The following is a 24,336-nucleotide window of genomic DNA, read 5'->3' as shown; positions in this document are numbered from 1 at the left end:
TTCTTTATTTAACAGCAATACAGGACAGTGTAGGAAAAATTAATTATAAAGCAAGACTATCAGCTTTCTGTTTTTAAAGACAAGGCCATAAGTTCTTCATCATAATATGTATCGCCAAATTTAAGTGCCCGTTTTTCCAATCCAAACACTTCAAAACCCAGCTTTTTATAAAGTCTTATAGTTTTTTCATTCGATGTTACTACTGCTAATTGCAGTATTTCTATCGCCCCAATTGATTCTGCATAATGAATTGCCTCCACCAGCAGCTGTTCCCCTACACCTTCCCCACGCATTTTTGGGCTTACATACATCGCTAATAAGTGTGCCTTATGCTTGAGTTTCAGCGGTGATTGCTGCTGAAGTAACGTTACCATACCTACAAGTTCTTCATCATTAAATGCGCCAAACGTACAGTTTTCTCCTAACCGTTGAGCTGTACTTTCTATGGGATTTTCCCTCTCCATCGCTTCGTCATAACTTACAGCAAAAGCTTCCGGATTTTGTTTGAGCGCCTCCAGTCTAAGCTGCCAGTATTTATCTGCATCTGACGGTTCCAATAATCGAATAATCATAAGTGCTCCTTTAATCAATAATACTTTATACTATATTTGTTCGTCACACCCGTTTAGAGCATAACATACGCCTTCGATAAAAGGAAAAACGTGTCGAAAATAAATACCCCCTATTTAATAGAGGGTACAATGATTATGCAATATAATCTTCTCTGTCAATATCGTGGTTCTTTTTCTTGATATAATATTTCCCTTTCGTTGCTGCAGCAATCCCAATTGTAAGAACTGCAGCAAGAATCGCTGCAAAAAATGCAGCTGTACTTTGGAGGAATGCACCAAAATATCCCAAAGCAGCAATTGTACCTAAACCGCTTGCGATGACTAAAGAGCCTACCCCTACAGGATTCCATTTATACAGGTACCTTTGCTCAGATTCGTAATAGCCAGGACCGATCTTCAATATTTTCTTTACAAAAACAGCATCTGTAACCAAAATCGCAGCCCAGGTCATAAGGAAAACGCCTTGGAAAGTCAGGGCAGTATCCAAATAATTAGTAATGCCGCCTAGCATTAAAACCATCGCTGCGACACCTGTAATAACAACCCAAAACCGTCGCCCCGGGGTGAATTTTAGAACGTTCTCGAAAAAGTTTGAAAGCGAAAGAGAGCCACTATAAATGTTCGTAATATTGATTCGTACTTGGGTTAACATCGTAAACAGTGCGCCCCAAATACCTAAAAGCATAACAATATACACGCCAGGATTTGGCTCTGCCATGCGGACACCAAACCAAATTCCTAAGCCACCCATTACACCGAAACAGAATATCTGGGGAATAAATCCTATTGCGACGATACCTATTTTTGTATCCTTAGGTTTAAGGAACCGCGCGTAGTCAGAAGCGAGTAATGGTGTTAAACCCATAATACCATGTTGCATTCCGATACAAAGCAATAATGCTGTGCCGCCAACTTGAACTCCTTCTGGCATATAAGACCAGAAATTACCATCATAAGTGGATGGTGTATATGCAGCCATAACAATGGCAGCAATTAAAAAGACGCCGAATAATGGAAGTGACCATTTTTGTAATTTGTCCAATTGCTTGATTCCAAACCAATTCAGAGGAATAACAATGGAACCGAAGAAAATAATTAATGCCCATTCCGGAATTACTGGAAAAAACTTATGGACTGCAGAAACCAGTATTAATCCCTCAAGTGCACAATACATAATAAAATTCGTGGCATAAATAAGGGAGGTAAGAGATGCGCCGATATAACCGAACCCGCCGCCCCTTGATAGCAGATTCACATTCATTCCCGATTTTGCAGAAAGATAGGCAATGAACGTTCCTAGTATGCCGGCAACAATGATGGCATATATCGCTGAAATAATGGCGTTAATGGCACCAAATTGGAGTGCCATAACACTTCCCATTTGAAAATAGAAAATAGCTGTTGCAATACCAAACGTGATATTGGTAATACTGAGCCAACCCATGTTCCTTTTGTCGCGTGGTACTCTACCTAATGAATAATCATCGCTTGTTGCTTCTTCAGTAACTTTGCGATCTGTAGATTCAACAGATCTCATACATATCAACTCCTATTCCTGGTGTGATTTTTTCCTTATATTTTGTAATGGGGTCACAAAAGAACACAATGTTAAATATTATACCTATATGGTTGACAATAATCAAATCTGATATTTTCGCAAAATTAGTCATATAAGCCCAATAAATTTGTCTATCATGGATATACTTATTCTATCTTAACTATGATGTGTGATCTAGAACTTGTATTTTAAGGAATGGAATAAGAAGTAAAAGAGCGGTAGATATAAGACATGCCTTATACCTACCGTCCAGAAACTAGAAAGTTATTTAGAAGGATTCAGCCCGTAATTTACTAAACAGGCTCTCGCACTTTTGTTATGATTATTTTTCATTATTCTCTTCTTTGTTGCCTTCTGTTCCAAAAAGGTCTTTAAATTGATCATCTTTCACGTCAATTTTTGCTTCATCTAAAAGTCCTTGGATTTTAGATTGTGCTTTTTCTGGATCAACTTTTTCATTTCGAATCTGACGGCGAATGTCGTCTTTCATATCTTTATATTCACCAATATCTTTTTCTTTTTCGCGCTTGTCAGTTACTTTAATAATGTGATAACCAAATTGTGTTTGAACAGGGTCACTGATTTCTCCTTTTTTCATGCTAAATACAGCATCTTCAAAGGCTGGAGCCATTTCACCAACGGAGAAGTAACCTAATTTACCACCTTTACTGGCGTTTGACTTATCCTTGGAATATTCTTTAGCTAATTGAGCGAAGTTTTTCCCATTGTTAAGCTTGTTCTTTATTTCTTTCGCTGTTTTCTTATCATCGACTAAAATATGCTGTGCTTGCACTTCTGTTTTCATACGATCATATTGCTCTTTAATTTCATCTTCTGTAACGTTAACATCTTCGTAAATTGCTTGTTCCAGTAAAAGATTTTTACGTACGAGTTCACGATATGCATCCTCATCCTTAATGCCCATCTGTTGAAGTGCTAATTCAAATTGTTCACCCAATTGGTCTTTTGTTTTTTTTACTTCTTTATCGATTTCTTCTTTTGAAACTTCATATTTATCATCTAAAACTTCTGTCGTAACCATTCCTCGTAGCACAACATCACCGTATTGGTCTTTTAATTTTTGATAAAATTCATTTTTGGTAATATCTCCTGCAATTGTTTCCACTACTATATCTTTAGCACCACTATTATCAGCGCATGCACTTAAACCTAATACACCAACTGTAAGTGTTACTGCGATGGCTAGTTTATTCATGAATGAAACAACACTCCAATCGGTATTTATAAACTATTATCTTTAGCTAGACCTCTTTTTCTAGTTTAAAGCTTTTCTCTATTTCATTATTTTCATCATAATTTTCACCAAAAATCTTCTTCATCCGTTCATGTGCTTGTTGTTTTATCGACTCATCGATATAGGCTTTTATTTTGTATAATGCATAAATCATTACCATTGTATCATCTGCAAATCCAATTAGTGGAATGAAGTCCGGTACAACATCAATGGGCAGAACAAGGTATCCCAGCGCACCTGCTATTGTCACTTTAGTTGATTTAGGAGTGTTGGGACTTTTAAATCCATAAAATAAAAGCAAGCTGTAATAGGAAATTTTGACTCCCATTTTCTTAGCATATTTAAAAAGTTTAGCAACATATTTATTTTCAGAGAAATGTTTTTCCTTTCCTTTAATTGCTTCGGCAGAATCGAAATTCTCTAATTGTTTATTGTAATCATTTTCCTTTGACACGTTATCTTCTCCTTGATTAATAGTAATTTTCTACGCTATATGGAATAAACCGTAATATTTAAAATACATCACCTTTCTTTATCGTAAGTGGTATCAATGAAACCCTAATTCTAATAGTAGTAAACAATTTTGAAATGGATATGTAACAAATGTGGTAAAAATGTGTAATGTACTGTTATCATAAAAACGGCAGAAAAGAAACGTATCATTCTCTTCTGCCTGTTTTTTTCAATATTTATTTAGTATTGGTACGATTGTCCGCCATCAATTGGAATAACGGCAGCATTGATAAATACAGCCTCATCTGATAAAAGGAAAGAGACAAGATTTCCAACTTCTTCTGGCTTTCCAAAACGTTTCATTGGATTGGAACTTACAAAATCTTTTCCGGCTTCTTCCCAATTGTCTTCTCCACCAATTTGTTTCAATGATGCTTCAACCACTGGTGTCATTATTGCACCCGGCGCGATCGCTTTGATGCTGATACCATATTGTCCGTACTCAATTCCGGAATTTCGAGTCAGTCCAACGACCCCATGCTTACTGGCCGCATATCCTGATTGATTACCGACACCGCGAATCCCGCCGACAGAAGCTGTATTGACAACCGATCCGGAACCTTGCTTTTTCATAACTTCCAAAACATATTTAAGTCCATAGAACACGCCATTCAGGTTGATATTGACTACCTTTTGGAATTCGTCAACGCCATAGTCACTAGTGAGGTTCTGCTTTCCTTCAATTCCGGCATTATTGAAAAAGCCATCAATTCTGTCATACGCTTGAACTGTTTCATGGACATAATTTTTAACCGATTCTTCATCAGATACATCAGCCGTTATCAATAGTACTTCTGCTTCGGGAACTATCTCCTGAACCTTTTCCTTCGTTTCTTCCAATCCTTGCTTATTTACATCGACCAGGGATAATTTTGCTCCTTCCTTCGCCGCCTGTATGGCAGAAATCTGCCCCAAGCCAGAGCCTCCTCCTGTAATCAAAACTACCTTATCGTCTAATCTACCCATCATTACCTCTCCTTCCAAAACTATTTTGAATTCAAAATAATTATATACCCATCATTTAAATTTCGCAAAAAAGATGCCTGGAAGCAAAAAACGGGCGTTTCCTTTATTACAATCCTATAATGGTGCCTATGTATGGAGATGTACATCTATCAAAGCCATTCTTTTATGAATGGATTAAAATATTTACAAGCTTACCAAATGGATCCCTGACAAAAAAACGGCGTACACCCCATGGCTCATTAGCCGGTCCATACTCAACTGGAATTCCTGCTTCTTTTATGCTGGCTAATGCATCATCAAGATCATCAACTTCAATTGACAAATCAGGCACCGGTGTTCCGGAACCACCTTCTGAAAGGAAACTGATTTGGGTTTCCATTTTTTCATGGGATCCGTACGTTGCAATAAAATCCATATTCATTAATTGATCAAGTCCAAGTACTTCCTCGTAAAAGTGCTTAGCTTTTGTAACATCTTGTGTTTCCACATTAGCAACAATTCGCTTAACCTTCATTCTTACCACCTCCAGTTGTCTCTTAAAATTGGACAAGTTTTATGCTAGTCATCTTCAATATACCCCTTTGAATCAGGTATATCGTTATAACACTTAATCCAAAGAGGAAGTTTGTCCAATTCATTGCAATTCTACATAAACGGTGGATCACTATAAAAAACTTCAGTATAATAAGGCTGTGACTCATTATTAAATGCCACTCCAACCCCCAGGTATTCATAATTTTCCCGGAGAATGTTTTTTCTGTGCCCCAAGGAATTCATCAGCCCTTGGTGGGCAAAGATGCTACTGAACTGACCATAAGCCAGGTTCTCACCGGCCGAAGTAAAACGAATACTGTCCTCCCTCAGACGGTCAAAAGGAGATTGACCTTGTAAATTTACATGGGAAAAATACTGATTCTCTGCCATGTCCAAGCTATGCTTCCGAGCTGTTCCTCTTGCATCATTATCCCATGTTAAGATAGGAAGATCGTATTTTACTCTTGATGCGTTGGTCAAATCAAATAACTGATATTCCAAGCCTTTTTTTAGTTCCTCACTTGGTTCGGTGTAAAAGGCATTTTTGTTTTGTTCGAGTTTTTCACCGATAATCTGAATCGCTGCAACCGTATTGTTTTCGTGTTTATCATAAAAAACCGTTACATAGCTGTTATCAAACCTGAATACATCATATTCTCCATTGCCGTTAATCCTATAGTTAGTCAAACCTTTTCTTATACTTGACTCAGGTGTACCGAGTTGCTCCCGAACCAACTGTTTAGCGCTCCCCTGTTCGATTCCTGTTGAAGAGGAGATCAAATCCTGATTGGTGTAAAGGCCGCTGACGATATTTTTTTCATCATAAGCAACCATGATAAAGTTTTCATAGTTATCATGATAAGCTGTCCAGTTAACACCATATCCATTTTCCGAAGACCGTTGCGGCTCCCCGGTTTTCTGCTCAACTTCGGCTCTGGAGTCGCCTATTTCAATATTATGAATCGAAAATTGTTGATCTTCAGGAGCTGTTAATTCCGGTGTTTTAACGTTTGTATCGTTTGACTCTGACCGCGGATTATCAATGGTCGCAAACAAAGTGTTCAAGTGCTGATTTAACGTATCCATCACAGAATTGATATCCGGATTATCTTTTATTGAATCAACTGCAGAGTGGATGGAATCCTCCACAGATGAAGGAACAATTTGTTGAACCGGCTCTTCCCATAACGGCTTTGATACATAACCAATAACGATAATCATAAACAATAAAATAAACCGTTTCACAACTACACTCCTTAGTTAATTGTTCCATTATTGGAATCTTTTCCGAATATCATTAGCTTACACCCTCAAGCCGACTACAAGTCAACATTTTTAAATTAAGGCAAGGTAATATTAACAAGTCATATCAAAAAAGTAAGTCCATCCAATGAAAATATAGCTGCAAATTTACTCTATTAGATGTGGCGTTTAACCTTTTAAAGGAAGCAGTGCGACTGCTTCCTTGATCGTTAACTATTAAATTTAATCTGAACATGCTCTTTCACCATTTCAGGATGCTAATTTCCACTCGCCAATTCTTTCTCTTCCAACTTTCGAATCGCTTCTATCGCCACAAGTAAATGTTTTTCGTCTGGTTTTGAAGTGAAAAGAAGATATTGTGCAGCCTTACCTATTACGAATATTGCATCCCAAATTATTTTTGGTTCACCCCTCCATAGCTCGTATCCAATACTCCAAGAGACCAGAAACAGCCAGAACGCATCACCAAATGCCACGAAAAATATACAGAAACAAATGAAAATGGATGCCACCAGATTCGTACCGCAATTTTTATGTGTTCTCGGCTGTTTCTTCACTTTTTCCAATGTTAAGCTCGAATCCCTGTCATAAGCATTGGCAGCCATGTGTTCTGCAGAATGGTACTTTCCAATGGAAGTTATTTTTATGAAAAGACCAGTGATAATAAAGAAGCAAAACAACATCACTAAGGTGTTAACTGGAATGGAGTCTAAAAAATTTGTATTTGACGTTCCGGTTAATGAAAATTCCAGCAAAAACGAAGCTATTATAAAAAACAAAAATATCTTCCAATACTCTATTATTAGTTCAAATAATAAGGAAAAAGCTCGAACAAAAGGTATCTTGGAGAAAAAAATAAATAGTTTCTTTCTACCTTTCTTCCGTCTTGTAACTGTTATGATTTCCCCATCCTTGAATCGAGCTAATGACTGATAATTTGACCCTTTAAAACTGACAGAATTATATCCAGCTCTCCCTCCGTGTATTTCCAACGTCTTTACCTCCCTAGTATAGGTCACACGTCACTTCTATATATCTACAACCATTTTACCATATATTCTAATTTGGGGAGGATGGACAGTAACAAAAAAGAATTCTAGGTTGTTACGGATTATTACCAAAGTTGATTTTCCCCGTTTGGTCCTATGTATAATCGGTTAAAAGAGGTTGTTTAGAAATAATAACCCCGTCCTCATCCGCATAAACATATTCTTTGGGCCTCCAGTCGACTCCACCAAAATGAAGAATGCTATCACGTTCGCCAGTGCCATTTTTTTTGCTTTTTAGTGGATGTGTTCCTAATGCAAGAATGCCAACGTCTATTTTAGCAAGATCAACAGAGTCTCTAACATAACCGTTTATAATAATGCCTGATAGCTTTCTTGATTGCGCGATGCCTGCTAAACGATCACCGAGAAGTGCGCATCGATTAGAACCACCACCGTTTACAACGATGACGGAGCCTTCTGGTACATTTTCAAGTGCTTCCACTATGATCACGTTATCCTCATACACATTTACAGTTTCAATTTTCCCTGAAAAACGCGTGTTTTTTCCAAAAGAACGGAATGCAATATTGCTAATTTGTAATGAATCTGAATAGTCGTCGCATAAATCAGTAGTTTTAAAGTCTAACAAAGCCGATCCCTCCTAATGTTTCTTCTATGCTAATTTAATTCAACATTCATTCCTAGAATCCCTTTAAAAAATTTTACTGTATTCCGGAATCTGTCTTATGGTATTGTCTTTAATGAAAATAAGCGCTGATCTTTTAACCGGAAAGCACCCTATAAAGACTAAAATAACCCAAAAGAGACTGTTTTGATATAATTTTTTATACCAGAGGTTTCCTGAAGATTTTTAGTTAATCATAGCCGAATACCTTTGTTTTTTTCTGTGAATCGGACAATACAACCGTATCGGCCAGTATATCATGAACAGCGCGGTGATCTTTGCGGAAACAGAGGAGTAAGAAAGATGTGATTGTCAGAACATAGCAGAACATCACAACGATAATCCATGTAAAAGCTGAAATTTGCCAATCATTATGCATTCCGGTAAAAATAAACGTGTGTGCCACCTGCCATGGTAATAGTTTAACGACATTTCTCAGGATCACCTGGAATAAGGTTGGGGAACTCCCATTAGTCGCTGCTATCCAGATCTTCATTTTACGCTTACCAATAGTTGAATGCTTTATTCCGGATTCAGTTATGAAGAAGTATAAAAATACAGGGAATACTAATGTAAAAAAGGCAATCAGTTCATCTGCCACGCGTCCTGTATCAGGTAATCCATCGAAAAATAAAATGTAAACGATTGAAGCTATCCCAAACAATAAAGCGGCGTAGGTTATGATTAAGAGATAATCAATAAACCACGCTGCCATTCGTTTAATAACACCTGCATAACTTCCCATCACATGCACCCCTATCTGTATTTGCCCGACGGTATACCTTCCATAAACCATTATATACTAAAACACTTTCAGAAACAGAATATTAAGGAAATTTCTTTTGCTATTTCCTTGTAGTCAGAATAACCCCACCAATAACCAGCAGCGCCCCTACAATTTTCATCAACGTGATCGTCTCATCAAGCCATAAATATGCCCCGGTCATTGTGACAACAGGCAGGAAATTCAAAAACACAGATGCCTGCGATGCACCAAGCAGCGACACGGCACGGTTGTAGAAAACCAGGGCGATAAACGACGGGAAAATGCCGAGATACACTAATCCCGTAATGTTATGAGTTGTAAACTGTCCAAAGGATGTCCCGGTAACAATCCATTCCACAATGACAAAAGGAAGCAGAATAATAACAGATATCCCGCTCATGACGAATAGCACGCCAAATTGCGGGAAAAGGTGCAAATATTTTTTCACCAAAATCGAATAAATCGCCCATGATACGATGGCCCCAACCATGATACCATCCCCGACATTCCAGTCCATGGAAGCCAATTGAAATATGTTTCCGTCCATGACGACCCAAATGGCACCAAATAGCGACAGCAGAACCCCGGTCTTCTGAATAGTACGCAATTTTTCTTTCAACAAATAGGCACTTAGCATAACTGTTACAACTGGAATAACAGTCTCCAGTACGGAAACATTGGTCGAAGTGGTGAATTGCAGTGCACCGTAAATGAACGTATTAAAAAATGTAACCCCGGTTATCATCATAAATAAAAAGGCTTTTTTATACTCCAAAAACTGGTGTCGATATCGCCATGCACTACGGATACCCAACGGCAGCAACACCAGAGTCGCAACGACCAGTCTGAAAAAGGCAATCGTAAACGGGGGCAACTCGTTGATAGCTTTTCCGGTAAGAATGTTTCCAGCATAGAAAACAACAGCAAAAACAATTATTATGTATGGATAAATCATAAAAATCACTCGCAATCAATCAAACTACCCTATACTCTAACAGATTTACAGCAGCAGTATAATACATGCAGACAAAAGGACTTTTGACTTTAAAGCACATTCCAATCTTCCGTGAATACAATGGGCATAAAACCAGTAAAGGGTGAAAAGTATGCCAGTATCACTACCAGTTAATATTGAGGCTGTCAGAATAAACAATGGACCGGAAATTCAGGTGTTCTATCCACAGGTTTTCGGAATGTGGGATCAATCGATGGAGCGTTTTATAAACAGGTCAATAATTCATGAAACGCAGCAGCTCATTGACATGCAAAAAGATGAAATGCCGACAACACTTGTGGAAATGGACGGATCTTTTGAAATAAAAAATAATCAGCGTGATGTACTAAGCTTAACGTTGTCCAACTATGCCTATCATTACCAGGCTGCACATGGGATGACATATATCCGGTCACTGACTTTTGATTTGGACCACCGGAAACGCTGCGAGTTGCCGGATCTGTTTAAGCCAGGGAGTAATTATGTGGAGCGGTTGTCAGAGTTAATTAATGAACAGATTCAGGAACGGAACATTGATACGTTTGAGGAGACGGTTACCATCAAACCGAATCAGGATTTTTACATTGCCGATAAAACACTTGTTATCTATTTTCAGCTTTATGAAATTACGCCATACGTATTTGGATTTCCGATGTTCCCTATTTCCGTCTATTCCATCGAGGATATCATTAACGAGGATGGACCGCTTGCTCCGATGCTGATAAATAATTAATTTTCAGACATAGTAGACAACGGAAAATCATTCCATCATAATAACGGTATATTGATAAACGTGAATGGGATGGATAGGATGGACACAATAAATGCCTTTGTATATGAATTAAAACAGCATCATTTTACGAAAGCTCCCGAAATACTTAATAAACTCGGAACCGGCGCACGAAACGCGCCCAAAACTGCTGTTAAAAATAAAGCGGTGAAAGCAGTGTTAACTGAAGTTAATACGAAACAAGAAATTTTGGATATTGCGGTCGGGCTGGCAGATACAAACGATTCAGCAGCAAAAGAAATTGCCGCCCACCTGCTTGGTAAAGTTTATGAAATTAATCCGGTACATGTTTCAGAAAAGCTGCGAATACTTGCCGATGATGAGAACTGGGAAGTCCGGGAATGGGCAGCAGGCGCTTGCGGTGATATTCTGTCTAATTATTTCGGATCATTTTATAATGAAATGATGAATTGGACTGCTGATAAATCCGGCAATGTCCGCCGCGCCGCAGCGCTTGCAGCAAAGTACGCCGGCAAAACGCGGAACCGGGAATATGCGGAACCATTACTCGATCTCGTTGAACAGCTGCTGACCGACAGCGACAGTTATGTAAAAAAGAACCTTGGCCAGTTCGCGATTGGCGATGGTCTCTTGCGCTATTATCCGGAAAGTACGCTGGCTCGGTTAGACAACTGGATAAAGATGGATGATGAATACGCCCGCTGGAATGTTGCCAAAATCTTTTCAGCAGCTGAAGGCATGAAACATATATGTGAATGTAAGGATGTTTTCCAGATTTTGCTTGAAGACGACAGAAATAAAGTGAAGCGGGCTGTTAAATCACATACAATAAAATTGAGAAGAAGTATCCGGGGTTGTTATACGAAATTTATTCCTGAACTTCCATGCAGCACTCAAGGGGAGCCAGACCATATATCGTAAAAATTATTATTTTTTATATATTACTCTTTCGTGTTAGGAAATTTCCAACGTAAAAAAGCAACCTTCCATAATAACTCCGGAAGATTGCTTTTTTTTCGCTATTTTACTTTATTCACGTACTGGCGCATGTTTTCCGTAATGCCTGCCAGACATATTTTTGCCGGATCCATCTCAATATCCAGCTTTACGGTTGAACCGTCAGTTGGTAGTGTTTCTTCAAAAATTGCTTCATATTCCGGCACGGTCACTTCTTTACGTGATGTGAACATTTTATTGTGATTTTCTGTTTTCAGATAATCACGGTAGTTTTGCTGTAGGATGCCGGTAAAGAACTCAGCTACAGCACCGGATCCATAGCTGAACAGTCCGATTCGTGAACCTGGTTCAAGATCCTCTTTTTGTTCCAGTAAGGAAAGCAGGCTGAGATACAGTGAACCGGTATAAATGTTTCCGACATTCCTGTTGTAGTTGGTGCTGACCTGATAATTTGCTTTCAGCCGCTCCTGAACATCCTCTGGTGCATCAGCCAAAAAGGGTTTCAATGCTTTTTTTCCCATTTTGGTGTATGGCAAGTGGAACGTGATGGCTTCAAAATCTTCCAGGTCAAGATCTGATTTTTCCTTATACTGCTTCCATATTTTGGCAAAAAACTCAATGTATTGTTCGTTCGATAATTTCCCGTCGACAAATGCCTTGTCCGAATAGACCGGACGCCAGAAATCCATTATATCAGCGGTCATGTAGGCGGATTTTTCCTCAAGTTCCAGGATGCCCGGGTTCGCACTGATGGTCAGTGCAACAGCGCCCGCTCCCTGTGTTGCTTCACCTGACGTATTCAGTCCGTACCTGGCAATGTCTGAGCCAAGTACGAGCACCTTGCTTTCCGGGTTCAGTCCGATGTGTCCTTTGGCCATCTGGATGGCTGCCGTTGCGCCGTAGCAAGCCTGCTTCACTTCGATTGCACGCGCATTCAGGTTAATTCCAAGCAGTTCATGTACGTAAACTGCTGCCGACTTGGAACTGTCCACTCCTGTTTCAGTTCCAAAAATAACAAAGTCAATCTGCTCTTTATCGGCTTCATCCAATATCTCGAGTGCGGCATTGGCAGCCAGTGTCACAGAATCTTGCGTAACCGGCGGAACTGCCATTTTTTCCTGGCCAATTCCGATGGTGAATTTTCCCGGGTCAATGTCTCTGCTGACAGCGAGTTCGTTCATATCAACATACAGATGCGGCGTGTAAAATCCTATTTTATCTATTCCTATTTTCAACATTCTTCCCCTTTTCCTGACAGTGAATTGTATAAGTTAGCTTTTTCAATAAGCGCGAATTTAAACGTATAGAAAATCAATAAACTACATAATAATACAATCTTTTAATGAAATCAATTCGGACGGAATTCAGTTGGTAAAATATTCTTGAATTGCTTTTCGTCCCCTTAGCACGATGACTTTCTTGCTAGGGCCCCCTGCACTCTGGAATTCCCGGAATCTGGTACGCATCTTTTTCTTGCGTTTGTGGTAGGTTGTTACGATGAATTTTATAAATTGGTAGTCCAGCTTTTCCGTGCAGCCGGGGCCCATATCCGGGCGGGTGTTGCCAATGTTTGTCAGCCAACGCTTAACCACGCGGTACAAGCAAATTATCAGTGGCAATTCCAAATAAATAATGGTATCTGCCCGTGGTGCCCGTATGTCATACGTGGTGCTGTAGTTTCCCTCGATGATCCATTTATCCTGATCAGCTATTTTGCGATTGCTTTCGCGGAACTCCTCAGTGGACGCTTGGACCCAATTCGGCTTCCAAAAATAGGCATCAAGATGATACACATCAATGTCCAATTTTTCACCAAGTTTTCTGGCAAACGTTGACTTACCAGCACCTGCCGAGACACCCATCACCATGATTCGTTTCATCATAATACCAGCCCCCACCGATTTTAGACATAGTCCATCATACCATACGCAATCCAGGCGCGATAGCAGTTTCATATTAACTCTTCTGAATGAGCGGTGTTATTTGTGACCAGTCGGTTTGAAAACTTTGAGGATAGCTCTCAAACCCTTGAAACTGGTCTTGTGATTCTGGAAGGCAGCCCGCTAACTCTTGAAGTTGGCCCTCTATCTCCCGAAGTCGTACCTCTAACTCTTGAAGTTGCTCCCCTAACTCTTGAAGTCGACCCTCTAACTCTTGAAGTTGGCCTCTAACTCTCGAAGTCGTACCCCTAACTCTTGAAGTTGGCCTCTAACTCTCGGAGTCGTGATATTTTTCAAATCCTTCTGCGCACGATTATTAAGTTATTGTAAATTATCAGCTTCTCCTATTGCACTCCCTTTTTCAGCATGCTATTTTATCAATATAGACTTTCGATATTGAAATTCGATAGCAAAAAGAGGTGACAACATTGGAGGATCGAATCCTGCGAAAACTTTTCCTCGGGTTTATTCAGATTCATATTTTGCACCATGCATTGGAGCACCCAATATATGGTGTTTGGATGCTTGATGAACTGAAGGAGCACGGGTATGACATCAGCGCTGGAACATTATACCCTATTCTTCACAATATGGAAGCGGATGGTCTTTTGCTGAAGGAAGATCGTAACGTGGATGGCAAAATACGTAAATATTACACAGCAACAGAAAAAGGCGAAGTTATTTTAGATCAGGCAAGGGACAAGGCATATGAATTGTTTAAAGAAATTAAAGACTAAGGGAGGCTTACACCCGCATGAAGGAGAACAAACTTAAATCACTGCTGGAAATATTAATGGTTTCGACCAAGCTCGGGTTCACTTCTTTCGGTGGACCAATTGCACATTTGGGGTATTTTCATGATGAATACATCAAGAAACGAAAATGGATGGATGAAGAAAGTTATGCTGACTTGATTGCACTGTGTCAGTTTCTGCCTGGACCCGCCAGCAGCCAGGTCGGCATAGGAATTGGTGTAAAACGAGGCGGTGTTCTCGGGGGGGTCACCTCATTTATCGGATTTACACTGCCATCCGTTATAGCATTGATTATTTTCGCATCCCTGCTTCACACTTTTGATTTGCAGAATGCCGGCTGGATTGACGGATTAAAAATTGTTGCTGTTGTTGTAGTGGCACAGGCCGTTTTAAATATGGCAAAAAAACTGACCCCTGATATACAGCGAAAAACGATTGCACTGATTGCACTGGTTATCACGTTATTGTGGCACACAGCGTTTACACAGATTGCGGTGATTGTAATCGGTGGAATGATTGGGTTCATTCTGTTCAAACAGCAATCTACCGATGACAAAGAATCAAAAGTATCACATTTCCCGGTTTCCAAAAAGTTGGGTGCAATTTGTCTATCCATATTTTTTGTACTGCTGGTTACGTTGCCGGTTTTAGCTAACTTAACAAAGGTTGAGTGGATTGCATTATTTGACAGTTTTTACCGCTCCGGATCACTCGTATTTGGCGGCGGGCATGTTGTCCTGCCTTTACTTGAACAGGAATTTGTACCTGCCGGGTGGCTGAGTGAACAAGAGTTTCTTGCCGGTTATGGAGCAGCACAAGCCGTTCCTGGCCCACTGTTTACATTTGCAGCTTATATTGGTGCGGTTATAAACGGCTGGCAAGGTGGTTTGTTCGGAATGGCTGCAATCTTCCTGCCTGCCTTCCTGCTTATTCTGGGTACGCTTCCTTTCTGGGATGCATTACGAAGCAATCCAAAAATCAGAGGAGCATTGATCGGTGTGAATGCATCTGTTGTCGGGATCCTTATATCAGCATTGTATTCACCAATTTGGACCAGCTCCATTACAACTGCGATTGACTTTGCACTTGCTGCGATTCTGTTCAGCATGCTGGTCTACTGGAAGTTACCGCCTTGGCTTATTGTTATAACTGGTGCATTTGGCGGAATGCTAATTTCATATATTGGATAAAAAAAGAAGTTGATTTCTGCTGCCGGAAATCAACTTCTTTTTTCTTTATCGTGTTTTTTTAACATATCATCCAAGTATCGTTGTGACTCCCCTTTTGGAATACTGAGACTTTCCCAATCGTCACCTTTCAACTGTTTTCCTATATATATAATTTGACCGACATGGGAAGCATAATGAGCCATTTGCCGCTCAATCGCCTCAAGCACCGTATGTTTTTCGCCACGGATATAAATATTCTTCAGTAAATCATCTTCCTTTAAACTATCCAACGTGCCAAAAAATGTTTCCCAGCCTTTTTCCCATGCATAAACGATCTCCTGTTTGGAAGTATTATCGTCTTCAAATTCCTGCTCCCGGTTCCGATACCCCTTTTCACCATCAGAATTCAGCAAACCAGTCCACCTGGATACCATATTGCCGTTTAAATGTTTTACAAGAACCGCAACACTGTTAGATACATCGTTATATGTCCAGTGAATCTCCTCATCCGAAAGCCGGTTAATCGTTTTATCACCCTGCTTTTTCATATCAGTAAATCTGCTTCTAATAACCTGAAGATACATTTTTTCTAATTTCATAGATTTTCCTCCTCTTGACAGTGCTTTCTTTTTCTTAGACCTCAAAATGTATACCAGAAGTGTCCCAAAGGATAGCATCAAAACCAGTGTTTCATAGACTGACATCAGGCTTCACCTCTTTACGCAAAAAATGCAACCCCCGATCGAACCAAATAATCAAACTTTCGTGTTTGCCGCGCGACTAACGTATACGCCCATCACGATACTTATTTCGCTTTTCATGACTAATAATCCTGCTAAAATCCAGTTATTTTCAAACAATTTCCTCTTATGGTAAAGTAATTTTTGCAAGGCTAGTAATCTAACAAATATTAGAAAACCTGGTTGTCATCAAGCCTTTAGGTGACAGCCATAGTTGCACTTATGCAGATAGGAAAATTTTAAAACTTTCCTATCTGCCAAAACAATTTCAGATTGAATGCCCCTTTTCCCAATCTGAAACCGATAGTAGTTATGAATAATGCATTATTCATAACACAGCTAAAAGAATAGGGTGATGGAATATGAGTTATGCGATTCGAGTTTTACAGGGTGACGATCTGCAGCTTTTGAAAGATATGGACACTGGAATCGAGAACGATTACGTGATACGGGTGTTTGACCGCCTGACACAAAAGCCGAACCGTTTATACGGCTTATTTCTTGATGAAAATCTAGTAAGTGTCGGAGGAATTTCGATTTACGCGGGATCCTATGCAATGCTCGGCAGAATCCGGACAGACCGCCGTTACAAAAAGAAAGGGTTGGCATCCGAAATTATGTCCTACATGAAAGATGAAGCATTCCGGGATGAAAGAATCCAGTGGGTTGGCGCGAATACACAAGAGGAAAATTTGCCTGCACGCCGGGTGATGAAAAAAATAGGCCTCACCAAACACACGATGCTTTACGGCGCGCTGACAAAGGATACATCCATGCTGGAATCGGGAGCTGTGCCATGGAAGCCGATTACAGATCTGGAACGTAAGAAAAAATGGCTCGACCACACATTCATACAACCGGGAAACGTTTTTCCGTATGAATGTTATTATCCGTTCCCTGCTACTGTGGAACTTTTCCAGGACAGTGAATTACATATGTGGACGTTTTATGAAAACGCGGATGCATCCAGATTTTTAATAACGAAACCGGATCAGAAAAAACATCATTATCTGCATGCGATTTATCCATGGTCCGACCTGACGGATCAGAAGGGTCTCTGGGAAACGATCAGCCGTGACTACAGGCAGCTTGCAAAACAAACTGGTGAAGAAACGTATATATGGATGGATTTGACGAAAGAAGAAGTACAAACTTTACCGGCCGATCATGATTTCATATTGGAGTCACCATGGATTTTACACGGGATAAGCAGATAAAATCGAAAAAGCGGCCTGCCAATACGGCAAACCGCTTTTTAAATCATGCACTTTCACGTGAAGACTGCGCATCCTGTTTTATTGATGAAATTCTAAACGGTGCAATAATAAGTGCAAAAATCAAGAAGAGTCCTAAATAACCAATTAATGGATAGAACAATGCAACCAAGTCTGTAAAGCCGACAAAGCTGAGGATGAAGGCTGCAATCCCTGTTATGATAACAAAAATTTTATGTTTACTCGTACCAACATCCGTAAAGCGCGCTGCAAAAGCAAAAAACATTCCAATTGCAGTGTTGAAAACCATGCCGAACAGGATGACTGCATACACAAATCCCAATACCGGTGAAATATCGTTCACCAGCTTCAGCATTGGCATGGCTGCATCAGCGACCGTGTCAATTTTAGAGAAGATAGCCAAGTTACTCAGTACAATTATAGCACCAATCCCAAGACCGCCGACGAGTCCGCCGATTGAAGCGGTTTTTTCATCATCTTCATTACCACCCATCAGAAGTGCCATTGAAGCACCGACTGCAATATTAAATGAAGCATAATTAATACCCGAGATAAACCAATTCGGCAATGATGATGTTAATCCGGCTGCAACCGGTTCAAGGTCTGCAAAAGACAATTCCATCGTTAGAATACTGTAGATCGAAACACCAATCACCGACAGTATCAAAAACGGTGTAATACTTCCGATTACTTTCTCAACAGCATCGATATTCATCATAATCGTAATTACTACCAGTATACTCATAACCAGAATACCGGCAGCAGATGGAAGTCCAAACTGCTGGCTGAAAATGGAACCTGCCCCGGCAATCATAACAACTCCTACACCGAACAGGGTAAAAATAATGATATAGTCGACAATCAGACCAAGCCACTTCCACCCGCTTACTTTATAGATGGCCTCTTTATGTGAAGTGGCTTTCATACGGCTGCCGAGCCTTGCCAGAATAAATCCTAGATACGCGAATAATGCGGTTGAGATAATGGTTGCGATAATTCCCATATATCCAAAACTGGTAAAATATTGTAGAATCTCTTGACCGGAAGCTAAACCGGCACCAATGATAACACCCATAAAAGCGCTTCCAATCTGCAGAATACGTTTCATGTTATCCTCCTTAGTTTGTCTATGCTGTGACTGTAAAATAGTATAGCATAAAAAGTCAAACAAATGTTTAGTAACATTTAACAACATAAATCTAAAAATTTGTTTAAATACACAAACAATACTTTGCCTTTATTTTGTGATATCCTTGAATTAAATAATGAAGTAACGTGAAGGAGAAATCGTATGCATTCATCAGATAAGCGTGGATTTTCCCGGGATGTCCACTCACCTGAGGGGCTGGCAGACCGTATCAGCGATATTCTGAAGTGCCCGGTTACCATCGAGGATTCCAATCACAGACTGATCTCATACAGTAAGCATGAAGCGAATGTCGATGATGCCAGGGTGGCCACAATTGTCAGAAGAAAAGTCCCTGACAAGGTCATTAACAGTCTTTGGAAAAACGGTGTGATGGCTAAACTCTTTGAAAGTGATGAGCCTGTAATTGTGCCACCTGTTGAATCAGTAGGACTCGGTCGGCGTATTGCTGTTTCCGTACGCAAAAATCAAGTTATACTGGGGTTCATCTGGGCTCAGACGAACGATGACACAGTCGATGAAAACACGATTCAAATATTGAAGGAAGCAGCCCAGCTCGCCAAAAACTATCTGCTTCAGCATCAGCCGAAACAACGGAATTCCGAGGAAAGCTACAAGGAATTTTTTTGGCAGCTGTTATCAGGAAATGTCCGTAACAGAGCGGACATTGAGCGTCAGGCAAAACGATTTGGAATGGAATTAAACGGTCATATGAGTATCACACTGATGGAATTTGATACGGATATTTCGGAGATGATGGAGCGGCATGCCTATTATTTAACCGAAACTCTGCAGCAGGCTCGGGTGATTTTTCGTTTATTTGACCAAAATCAGCTGATTATGCTTACACAACTCGGAACAATGAAAGACTCGTTTCATGATTTTACAGCAGATTTTATTCATAAAATGGAGGAAAGACTGCACATTAAACCGATTAAAGGAGCATTCGGACTGACGTATGATTCCCCCGAGCATATCACAGACAGCTATAAACAAGCATTAAAGGTACTGGAACTGAAGGAACAATTCCCCGAAAACCTGCAGGACACATACGGCTATCATGACCTTGGAGTTTTTCAATTTATAAATGAAATCCGCAAACTCAGAACCCGTTATGCCTATCATAATGAATCACTTGAACAGTTGAAGGAATACGATAAGAAACACCGGTCAGAAATGCTGGTTTCCCTGGAAAAATTTTTGGAATGTGACTGTAACGTTCATAAAGCTTCCCAATTATTGCATATTCATATCAATACCCTGAATTACCGGCTGAAACGGATTACAGAAATCGGTCATATCGACTTACGGAATTACAATCAGAAAATGACTCTGTACCTTGATTTGCTCGTGGATAAAATGGAAATGAATCGTTTGTGATTTTTAACAAAACGGATAGATTTCATTTAGATTTCCAAATGAAGATTAGTTGTGCAACAACGTGTATAATGAATACTATACTCAAATTATTAAAGGGGATGTTGTAAATGATTATCGGTATTCCTAAAGAAATTAAAAATAATGAAAATCGTGTTGCGATCACACCAGCAGGTGTCGTGCACTTGACAAAAGCCGGACATAACGTATTGGTCGAGGCTGATGCTGGTCTTGGCAGCAGCTTTACAAATGATGAATATAAAGAAGCCGGTGCTGAAGTTGTTGAAAGCGCTTCGAACGTATGGAAAAGATCTGAAATGATCATGAAAGTTAAAGAACCGCTTGAATCCGAATTTGATTACTTCCGTGAAGGACTGATTCTCTTCACATATCTTCATCTGGCAAACGAGCCGAAACTGGCGAAAGCTTTGGTTGAAAAAGGGGTTACGGCGATTGCCTATGAAACCATCACTCTCAACAACACATTGCCGCTCCTGACACCAATGAGCGAAGTTGCCGGCAGAATGGCTGCACAAATCGGTGCACAGTACCTGGAAAAAGTAAAAGGCGGCAAAGGAATTCTGCTGAGCGGACTCCCCGGTGTCAACCGCGGAAAAGTTACGGTAATTGGCGGCGGCATGGTTGGTACGAGTGCGGCACGTATCGCAGCAGGTCTTGGCGCAGATGTAACCATCCTTGATTTGGATCCGAACCGCTTACGTCAATTAGAGGAAATGTTCGGTTCAAGTGCTCAAACACTTATGTCGAACCCGGTAAATATTGCGGAATCCGTTAAAGGTTCTGATATGGTAATTGGTTCTGTGCTGATCCCTGGTGCAAAGGCACCAAAACTCGTCTCAGAAGAAATGGTCAAATCCATGCAGCCGGGATCTGTAATTGTCGACGTTGCGATTGACCAAGGTGGAAACTTCGAAACGGTTGACCATGTGACAACACACGATGATCCGATTTATGTAAAACATGATGTGCTTCACTATGCAGTTGCAAATATTCCCGGCGCAGTTCCGCGTACAGCAACAATCGGCCTGACAAATGTAACTGTTCCATATGCTGAAAAAATCGCGGCAAAAGGGGCCGAAGAAGCAATCAAAAACAATGCGGCAATCAAAACCGGTGTGAACGTCCTCAACGGCAAAGTAACGTACGAAGCCGTTGCACGCGATCTGGGATTTGACTATGTATCTGTTGAAGATGCCTTAAAATAACCATCAAACGTAAATCTTGAAACAAAACACTCTTTGCTAAATTAGCAAAGGGTGTTTTTTATTAGCATTATATTTTCTCTATTTTTGGAAAGACTAATCAGGAATGGAGGTATGCAGGATGAATAAGGAATATCGTGAGTACAGAACTGGTCAGGGAGTACCGGCAAAAGGTTATTACATGTGCCAATCAGGTGAAAAAGCAAAACTGAATAAAAATCAAACATTTCCATCATGCCCTGTCAGCGGTGACGAAACTACCTGGAAGCATGAACATTCGTAAGAGGGTGCCAAGGAGGTTCACTGGCACTGCCATTTGCCGAATAATATAGTTACCCTACAGATGCACCATCGACTGAATATACACCTGAACCATTAAATACATGACAAATGCATACTTATAATTGAATTTAAATCCATTAGTAAACGCACTTAAACCATTTGTTCCGCTTAGAACAATGGTTGGCATAAGTAACGGTGAAAGCAGGATGGAAAGCACACTGCCGGAAGTCACAGAAAGCACGACCAGTTCCGGTGGATACGGAAGCGAGATACTGTTCAAAATCCCCGTAACAAGCACCATGACGGTCAACGGCCCCAGCCCCATGAAACCCATAATAACAACGATCAGCGGCAACAGAAGTAATATATTGGCAAACGGAATTGTCTTCTGCAAGTAATACATCCCATCAACAATCGTCATACCGAACCCGGTTTGATTCAAGCCGAAAATCATAATACCGACGGACAGCATCACGCTGAATTGATACCCCTGGGGGATCAAACCCTCTTTATAGTATGTTTTCCCTTCCCTGACCATTTTTACCGGTTTCTTTTTTACGATGAAGTACAAACTGGCCCAAGCAAAAATGACCATTGGAATAATCATCATCAGCTCAATATCGATAAAGGCGTGCAGAAGAAATATCGTACCGAACAATGAAATAAACAGAAAACCAAATTCCAGTGATTTTCTGATTTGTTCCTTTTTACCTGATGCATGGTTTAATACGGTACTCATTTCCGCTGTTATATCATCTGTTAAATCCACACCGTAATGCTTTTCCTCAAAGTAGGAAAAAACTGCAGCAAGAAAAACTCCGCAAATGGACACGGCAATTCCTTGTAAAATTGTAATCCACAATGAAGCATTCAGTGTCTCCACAGCAATCGTAAAACTTGGAATAGTTACAACCCAGACAGTTGTCATGGCATACGCACGCAGTAGTGCTGTACCCTTAAAGTTTTCCCATACTTCCCCTTCCTGATGTTTCAATATCATGTTAATAAACTCATACATCATCGGAATTGCACCAAACAGCAGGAAATAGGAGATGATCTGTGTAAACGAAGCTATTCCGAAATATAACTTGCGGCTCGTATTAAGCATTTTATGTGCGAGACTCATCATTTCCTCAATATAAGGCTCTTCCCGAAGTACCCAGCCAATCAACGGGACAATAATCAACAGACCGATTACATTCCCCATAAGAAGCAGTCCTTCCTCAAGACCTGCTAAAAACGACTCGCTGTAAATAATGATTAGGGTTACCCCCGTCAGTGATAGAAAGAGCGGCAATTTAAACTTATCTACATTCAGCCGAATGCCAGCGAATAACAGTACCAGCAATCCACTTAGGGCTTGAATGTGAAAGAAAAACGTAATATCAGTATAGTATGTAAAAAAATGCAATAACGCGAATATAAAAATACAGAACCTTAAACATCTATTAATCAATGAATTCATGCGATAGTCCCCTTGATCGATCTATTGGACACTTCATCGATTGTACCGTCAACTCAAAGAAAAATAAAGAAAAGTAACTGCACACCGTTGTACAGTTACTTCCTGTTCATTTATTCCTCATATCCATTTACAACGGTTTCGAGTTTGCCTGTTTTTGGATCAATCACCAACCCGTGAATCGGCACGTCAGTTGGCATAAGCGGGTGATTTTTAACTGTTTCGACGCTATGTTTTACGCTTTGCTCAACATTATCAAAGCCTGCCAAAAACTGGTGAACATCCACACCGGCCTCTTTTATCGCATCAAATTTCTCCTGACTGATTCCGCGTTCTTGCATTTTTTTAACCAGATCGGACGTATTTACACTCGACATCCCGCAGTCCTTATGCCCGACCAAAAACATTTCTTCACACTTTAGTGCATACACCCCGACCAGGATTCCGCGCATTATACTGTCATAGGGATTGGAAACGACTGCGCCCGGGTTCTTAAGTATTTTGGCATCGCCGTTTGCCAGATTCATTGATTTCGGCAGCAGTTCAACCAGCCGGGTGTCCATACATGATAAGATCAGAAGCTTCTTATCCGGAAACTTCCCGGCTTCAAACTCCTCATATTCCCTGCCTTCTACAAACTTTTCATTGTACTCAAGAATTTCGTCTAATAGTTTCATTATTTTCACCTCTCTCCTATGTTACTAATAAATTAGAAAAATGAAAAGGCTTGTCGGATTTTGTAATGTTATGACAACCTTTGTTGAAGCTGTTGAATTTCACTAGGATAATAGGCATACTTATAAGCGGTGTTTGTCAAAACTTCAGGATAAATTTTTAAATTGAATGAGAGGTAGAAGATTGATGGTAAGATCGAATTTTGACTTGTCAACAGCAGTTTCGGCAAAAAAACAGGAAATGATTGAGCTTGGCTTGAAATACGGCTTGACAGATGAACGAACAATAAAATGCAGCCAGCAGCTTGACGTGCTCTTGAATATATATGTCGACAACGAGCGCTTTGGCCTTACAGGTTGATATCTAGAAAACGCTTCGGAATTGCTCCGAAGCGTTTTTGATAGAGTTGAACTGCTCGCTGAATGATGCTGGTATTATCAGATATCAACGATTTCAGACTCGTTATTCACGTTTTGATAACTTTATCCACGATTCTGAAGCTGATATCCACGATTTCAGACCAATTAT

General features: G+C 40.2%; 27 protein-coding genes. 10 read left to right on the top strand and 17 right to left on the bottom strand.

Annotation, left to right across the window (positions count from 1 at the left end):
* Positions 1 to 59 precede the first annotated feature (59 nt).
* The 8 genes from HUX68_RS17955 to HUX68_RS17920 form a co-directional block, all read right to left on the bottom strand.
* Positions 60 to 572 carry a GNAT family N-acetyltransferase gene (locus HUX68_RS17955; protein ID WP_174616074.1) on the bottom strand — a complete coding sequence of 171 codons (513 nt, stop codon included), beginning with the start codon at positions 570 to 572 and terminating at the stop codon, positions 60 to 62.
* Positions 573 to 705: 133 nt separating this feature from the next.
* Positions 706 to 2,109 carry a purine-cytosine permease family protein gene (locus HUX68_RS17950; protein ID WP_174616073.1) on the bottom strand — a complete coding sequence of 468 codons (1,404 nt, stop codon included), beginning with the start codon at positions 2,107 to 2,109 and terminating at the stop codon, positions 706 to 708.
* Between the two features lie 343 nt (positions 2,110 to 2,452).
* Positions 2,453 to 3,346, bottom strand: coding sequence for a peptidylprolyl isomerase (locus HUX68_RS17945; protein ID WP_174616072.1), 894 nt, complete (start codon positions 3,344 to 3,346; stop codon positions 2,453 to 2,455).
* A 46-nt stretch (positions 3,347 to 3,392) separates the two neighbouring features.
* Positions 3,393 to 3,839: a YkvA family protein gene (locus tag HUX68_RS17940; protein ID WP_174616071.1), complete on the bottom strand. Its 447-nt coding sequence runs from the start codon at positions 3,837 to 3,839 to the stop codon at positions 3,393 to 3,395.
* A gap of 239 nt (positions 3,840 to 4,078) precedes the next feature.
* The gene (locus tag HUX68_RS17935) at positions 4,079 to 4,864 is read right to left on the bottom strand and encodes an SDR family oxidoreductase (RefSeq protein ID WP_217424809.1); all 786 of its coding nucleotides are present in this window, start codon (positions 4,862 to 4,864) and stop codon (positions 4,079 to 4,081) included.
* Positions 4,865 to 5,027: 163 nt separating this feature from the next.
* Complete coding sequence (locus tag HUX68_RS17930; protein ID WP_174616069.1) at positions 5,028 to 5,378, bottom strand: VOC family protein; 351 nt, start codon at positions 5,376 to 5,378, stop codon at positions 5,028 to 5,030.
* A gap of 131 nt (positions 5,379 to 5,509) precedes the next feature.
* Positions 5,510 to 6,643: a CAP domain-containing protein gene (locus HUX68_RS17925; protein ID WP_246206714.1), complete on the bottom strand. Its 1,134-nt coding sequence runs from the start codon at positions 6,641 to 6,643 to the stop codon at positions 5,510 to 5,512.
* A gap of 275 nt (positions 6,644 to 6,918) precedes the next feature.
* Positions 6,919 to 7,416 carry a DUF1385 domain-containing protein gene (locus HUX68_RS17920; protein WP_246206779.1) on the bottom strand — a complete coding sequence of 166 codons (498 nt, stop codon included), beginning with the start codon at positions 7,414 to 7,416 and terminating at the stop codon, positions 6,919 to 6,921.
* On the opposite strand from HUX68_RS17920, the gene HUX68_RS19345 reads away from it, so the two are divergent.
* Complete coding sequence (locus HUX68_RS19345; protein WP_246206784.1) at positions 7,307 to 7,594, top strand: hypothetical protein; 288 nt, start codon at positions 7,307 to 7,309, stop codon at positions 7,592 to 7,594. The genes HUX68_RS17920 and HUX68_RS19345 overlap by 110 nt on opposite strands.
* 210 nt (positions 7,595 to 7,804) lie before the next feature.
* Here HUX68_RS19345 and rraA read toward each other — a convergent pair whose 3' ends face one another.
* The 3 genes from rraA to HUX68_RS17905 form a co-directional block, all read right to left on the bottom strand.
* Positions 7,805 to 8,299, bottom strand: coding sequence for a ribonuclease E activity regulator RraA (gene rraA / locus HUX68_RS17915; protein ID WP_174616067.1), 495 nt, complete (start codon positions 8,297 to 8,299; stop codon positions 7,805 to 7,807).
* A 226-nt stretch (positions 8,300 to 8,525) separates the two neighbouring features.
* Positions 8,526 to 9,080 (bottom strand): RDD family protein, encoded by a 555-nt coding sequence (locus tag HUX68_RS17910; protein WP_174616066.1) that lies wholly within the window; start codon positions 9,078 to 9,080, stop codon positions 8,526 to 8,528.
* A gap of 100 nt (positions 9,081 to 9,180) precedes the next feature.
* Positions 9,181 to 10,056 (bottom strand): DMT family transporter, encoded by an 876-nt coding sequence (locus HUX68_RS17905; protein WP_174616065.1) that lies wholly within the window; start codon positions 10,054 to 10,056, stop codon positions 9,181 to 9,183.
* Between the two features lie 151 nt (positions 10,057 to 10,207).
* Here HUX68_RS17905 and HUX68_RS17900 point away from each other — a divergent pair, with 151 nt between their 5' ends.
* Positions 10,208 to 10,828 (top strand): DUF3298 and DUF4163 domain-containing protein, encoded by a 621-nt coding sequence (locus HUX68_RS17900; protein ID WP_174616064.1) that lies wholly within the window; start codon positions 10,208 to 10,210, stop codon positions 10,826 to 10,828.
* A 78-nt stretch (positions 10,829 to 10,906) separates the two neighbouring features.
* Entirely contained in the window at positions 10,907 to 11,767 is an 861-nt protein-coding gene (locus HUX68_RS17895) for a DNA alkylation repair protein (protein ID WP_174616063.1), read from the top strand.
* Positions 11,768 to 11,865: 98 nt separating this feature from the next.
* Here HUX68_RS17895 and HUX68_RS17890 read toward each other — a convergent pair whose 3' ends face one another.
* Both HUX68_RS17890 and HUX68_RS17885 read right to left on the bottom strand, forming a co-directional pair.
* On the bottom strand, positions 11,866 to 13,038 hold the full coding sequence (locus HUX68_RS17890) for a hydroxymethylglutaryl-CoA synthase (protein WP_174616062.1): 1,173 nt from the start codon (positions 13,036 to 13,038) through the stop codon (positions 11,866 to 11,868).
* A 129-nt stretch (positions 13,039 to 13,167) separates the two neighbouring features.
* Positions 13,168 to 13,683 (bottom strand): P-loop NTPase family protein, encoded by a 516-nt coding sequence (locus HUX68_RS17885; protein ID WP_174616523.1) that lies wholly within the window; start codon positions 13,681 to 13,683, stop codon positions 13,168 to 13,170.
* A 488-nt stretch (positions 13,684 to 14,171) separates the two neighbouring features.
* On the opposite strand from HUX68_RS17885, the gene HUX68_RS17880 reads away from it, so the two are divergent.
* Entirely contained in the window at positions 14,172 to 14,480 is a 309-nt protein-coding gene (locus HUX68_RS17880) for a PadR family transcriptional regulator (protein WP_174616061.1), read from the top strand.
* A 17-nt stretch (positions 14,481 to 14,497) separates the two neighbouring features.
* Positions 14,498 to 15,688 (top strand): chromate transporter, encoded by a 1,191-nt coding sequence (locus tag HUX68_RS17875; protein WP_174616060.1) that lies wholly within the window; start codon positions 14,498 to 14,500, stop codon positions 15,686 to 15,688.
* Positions 15,689 to 15,717: 29 nt separating this feature from the next.
* Here the strand turns inward: HUX68_RS17875 and HUX68_RS17870 are convergent, their stop codons facing one another.
* Positions 15,718 to 16,371 carry a DUF1572 family protein gene (locus HUX68_RS17870; RefSeq protein ID WP_425509527.1) on the bottom strand — a complete coding sequence of 218 codons (654 nt, stop codon included), beginning with the start codon at positions 16,369 to 16,371 and terminating at the stop codon, positions 15,718 to 15,720.
* 398 nt (positions 16,372 to 16,769) lie between these two features.
* Between HUX68_RS17870 and HUX68_RS17865 the strand changes: the two genes are divergently transcribed.
* Positions 16,770 to 17,624 (top strand): GNAT family N-acetyltransferase, encoded by an 855-nt coding sequence (locus tag HUX68_RS17865; RefSeq protein ID WP_174616058.1) that lies wholly within the window; start codon positions 16,770 to 16,772, stop codon positions 17,622 to 17,624.
* Positions 17,625 to 17,667: 43 nt separating this feature from the next.
* Here the strand turns inward: HUX68_RS17865 and HUX68_RS17860 are convergent, their stop codons facing one another.
* Positions 17,668 to 18,750: a YkvI family membrane protein gene (locus HUX68_RS17860; protein ID WP_174616057.1), complete on the bottom strand. Its 1,083-nt coding sequence runs from the start codon at positions 18,748 to 18,750 to the stop codon at positions 17,668 to 17,670.
* 183 nt (positions 18,751 to 18,933) lie between these two features.
* Between HUX68_RS17860 and HUX68_RS17855 the strand changes: the two genes are divergently transcribed.
* From HUX68_RS17855 to HUX68_RS17845, 3 genes are all read left to right on the top strand, one after another.
* Complete coding sequence (locus tag HUX68_RS17855) at positions 18,934 to 20,169, top strand: PucR family transcriptional regulator (protein WP_174616056.1); 1,236 nt, start codon at positions 18,934 to 18,936, stop codon at positions 20,167 to 20,169.
* Between the two features lie 107 nt (positions 20,170 to 20,276).
* A complete protein-coding gene (gene ald / locus HUX68_RS17850; protein WP_174616055.1) occupies positions 20,277 to 21,392 on the top strand; it encodes an alanine dehydrogenase in 1,116 nt (371 codons plus the stop codon).
* A 118-nt stretch (positions 21,393 to 21,510) separates the two neighbouring features.
* A complete protein-coding gene (locus HUX68_RS17845) occupies positions 21,511 to 21,672 on the top strand; it encodes a hypothetical protein (RefSeq protein ID WP_174616054.1) in 162 nt (53 codons plus the stop codon).
* 54 nt (positions 21,673 to 21,726) lie between these two features.
* Here the strand turns inward: HUX68_RS17845 and HUX68_RS17840 are convergent, their stop codons facing one another.
* Positions 21,727 to 23,136: a hypothetical protein gene (locus tag HUX68_RS17840; RefSeq protein ID WP_174616053.1), complete on the bottom strand. Its 1,410-nt coding sequence runs from the start codon at positions 23,134 to 23,136 to the stop codon at positions 21,727 to 21,729.
* A 110-nt stretch (positions 23,137 to 23,246) separates the two neighbouring features.
* The gene (locus HUX68_RS17835; RefSeq protein WP_174616052.1) at positions 23,247 to 23,810 is read right to left on the bottom strand and encodes a beta-class carbonic anhydrase; all 564 of its coding nucleotides are present in this window, start codon (positions 23,808 to 23,810) and stop codon (positions 23,247 to 23,249) included.
* Between the two features lie 184 nt (positions 23,811 to 23,994).
* On the opposite strand from HUX68_RS17835, the gene HUX68_RS17830 reads away from it, so the two are divergent.
* Positions 23,995 to 24,168: an aspartyl-phosphate phosphatase Spo0E family protein gene (locus tag HUX68_RS17830; protein WP_174616051.1), complete on the top strand. Its 174-nt coding sequence runs from the start codon at positions 23,995 to 23,997 to the stop codon at positions 24,166 to 24,168.
* Positions 24,169 to 24,336: the final 168 nt, after the last annotated feature.

It is taken from the genome of Virgibacillus ihumii, assembly GCF_902726655.1.
Classification (GTDB): Bacteria; Bacillota; Bacilli; order Bacillales; family Amphibacillaceae; genus Lentibacillus; species Lentibacillus ihumii.
The sequence above is the reverse complement of the archived record's forward strand: the minus strand, read 5'-3'. Positions and strand labels throughout refer to the sequence as shown.